The 2,710-nt window shown below is 62.3% G+C and carries 2 protein-coding genes; one reads left to right on the forward strand and one right to left on the reverse strand.

The genetic code is table 11. The features are described from left to right. Nucleotides 1–1,899 (reverse strand): molecular chaperone DnaK (dnaK, locus tag NW852_RS00315; protein WP_414426376.1); only part of this gene is annotated, 1,899 nt, incomplete at its 3' end. Nucleotides 1,900–2,174: 275 nt separating this feature from the next. Between dnaK and NW852_RS00320 the strand changes: the two genes are divergently transcribed. Next, nucleotides 2,175–2,710, forward strand: a 536-nt coding sequence (locus NW852_RS00320) for a type II secretion system protein (protein ID WP_414426377.1), incomplete at its 3' end; no start/stop codon positions are given.

Here is a 2,710-nt window from a genome sequence, read left to right on the forward strand (position 1 = left end):
CTTCTCCTCGCGGTACTCGGCGTCGATGACATCGTCGCCGCTTGTGCCGCTGGTCGCGCCTGCAGTTGCGCTCGAACTGCTGGTGTAGCCTGCTGTGCGCTGCTGGTAGAGTTGCTCCGTGATGCGGTAGGTCAGGCTCTCCAGTTCGCTCATCAGGCTAATCGCGCGTTCGGCGTTCTGCTGCTGAATCGCCTCGCGGATGTCGCGGATGAGCGTCTCGGCGCGTTCGCGGTCGCTCGCGCTAATCGCCTCGCTCTGCTCCTTCAGCAGCCGCTCGGTGTCGATAGCGAGTCGCTCGGCGCGGTTGAGTTGCTCGGCTTGCTCGCGCAGTTTGCGGTCGCGTTCGGCGTTCGCCTCCGCCTCGCGCACCATGCGCTCCACTTCCTCGCGGGTGAGGTTCGTCGAGCCTGTGATGCGGATGCTCTGCTGGCGTCCCGTGCCGAGGTCTTTCGCCGAGACCTGCAGGATGCCGTTGGCGTCGATGTCGAAGGTCACCTCGATTTGCGGCACACCTGCAGGCGCGGGAGGAATGCCGTCCAAGTGGAACACGCCGAGCAGTTTGTTGTCGCGCGCCATCGGACGCTCGCCCTGATAGACGCGCACCTCGACGCTGGTCTGCCCGTCGGCGGCGGTGGTGAAGATCTCGCCCTTGCGCGTCGGGATGGTCGTGTTGCGCGGGATCAGCACGGTGAAGATGCCGCCTTTGGTCTCGATGCCCAGCGAGAGCGGGGTGACATCCAGCAGCACGATGTCCTTGACCTCGCCTGCCAGCACGCCCGCCTGAATTGCCGCGCCGATGGCGACCACCTCGTCGGGGTTGACGCCCTTATGCGGCTCCTTGCCCGTGATCTGGCGCACCATCTCCTGCACTTTGGGGATGCGCGTCGAGCCGCCCACCAGCACCACCTCGTCAATCGCGCTCGGCTTGAGACCTGCGTCCTCCAAGGCGCGGAAGATGGGACCCTTGAGCCGCTCGAACAGGTCGGCGCACAGGTCTTCGAACTTCGCGCGGGTGAGCGTCATATCAAGGTGCTTGGGGCCGCTCGCGTCCGCCGTGATGAACGGCAGGTTAATCGTGGTGGTCGTCACGCTGGAGAGTTCGATTTTGGCGCGTTCGGCGGCTTCTTTCAGGCGTTGGAGCGCCTGGCGGTCTTGGCGCAGGTCGATGCCGTGCTCTTTTTTGAACTCGTCGGCGAGGTAGTCGACGATGCGCTGGTCGAAGTCGTCGCCGCCAAGGTGCGTGTCGCCCGAAGTGGCTTTTACTTCGAACACGCCGTCGCCAACTTCCAGAATCGAGACATCGAAGGTGCCGCCGCCGAGGTCGAACACGAGGATGGTCTCGTTGGTCTTCTTGTCCAGTCCGTAGGCGAGCGCGGCGGCGGTCGGCTCGTTGATGATGCGCAGCACCTTCAGCCCCGCGATCTCGCCTGCGTTTTTGGTGGCGGTGCGCTGCGCGTCGTTGAAATAGGCGGGCACGGTGATCACGGCTGCCTCCACCTTCTCACCCAAGTAGGCTTCGGCGTCCGCCTTGAGTTTCTGCAGCACCATCGCCGAAATCTCTTCGGGGCGCAGCGTCTTATCGAGCGCAGGAATCTGCACCGCCGCGTCGCCCTTGCTGTCGGCGACCACCTTGTAGGGTACGCGCTTGCGCTCTTCCTCCACCTCGTCGTAGCGTCGCCCGATGAAGCGTTTGATGGAGAAAATCGTGTTTTCAGGGTTCACGATGGCTTGCCGCTTGGCGGGCGCGCCCACCAGCCGCTCGCCTGTCTTGGTGAAGCCCACCACCGACGGGCACAGGCGACCGCCCTCCGCCGTCGGAATCACCACAGGCTCGCCGCCCTCCAGCACAGCAATCACCGAGTTCGTCGTCCCTAAGTCAATCCCAACAACCTTACCCATAACCAGCCTCCTATCGTTATTTTCGTGCGCTGCGGAAAGTTTCCACAGCCTTCGATACCTCACGCGCGGGGGAAAAGTTCCCGTTTTCTGAGTGAATGCATTATACCTGACTTGAGTGCAGTATTGTCAAGTAGTGGCACGGATACACACGAACTCGTTTGGCGAAGCCGATTCGGGGGTTTTGTGGGGTTGTGGTTGCCGCGTTGTTGAATATCCGCAGCGGTTCGCGTCTCTTAACACACTGCTAACAAAGCGCGGCGTACAATTCTGCCACTATGAAACGAGGGTTTACGCTGATTGAGCTGCTGGTCGTAATCGCGATCATCGCCATTCTGGCGGCGATCCTATTCCCCGTGTTCGCGCGTGCGCGTGAGAGCGCACGGACTTCGACCTGTCTGTCGAATGTGCGTCAGATTGCCACAGGCATCATGATGTATATTCAGGACTACGATGAGACCTACCCCGCTGCGACGAACATCTCCCGCGCGTTCAACACCCAGTGGCCGCAGTTGCGCACCTTGATTCAGCCGTATGTGAAGAACGACAAAATCTGGTTCTGTCCGTCGGAGCCGCGCCCCAGCTTCTGGGAGCAGGATCAGTTCAGCACGGGCGACCCCAGCTATCGCGGCGCGGGCACTTCCTACGCTTACAAGTCGCGTCTGACAACCGACTGTCCGCCGAACACGCCCGCAAACTGTCGCGGCAACTTGGCAGGCGTGTCGCAAGCCGCCATCGATAACCCTGCGGGCGTCTGGCTCTTCTGGGACGCCGACTCGGACTACAGCCGCCACACCGACAAGTCGCGCGGCGG

Source organism: Synechococcus sp. H60.1, from assembly GCF_047462335.1.
Lineage (GTDB): Bacteria > Cyanobacteriota > Cyanobacteriia > Thermostichales > Thermostichaceae > Thermostichus.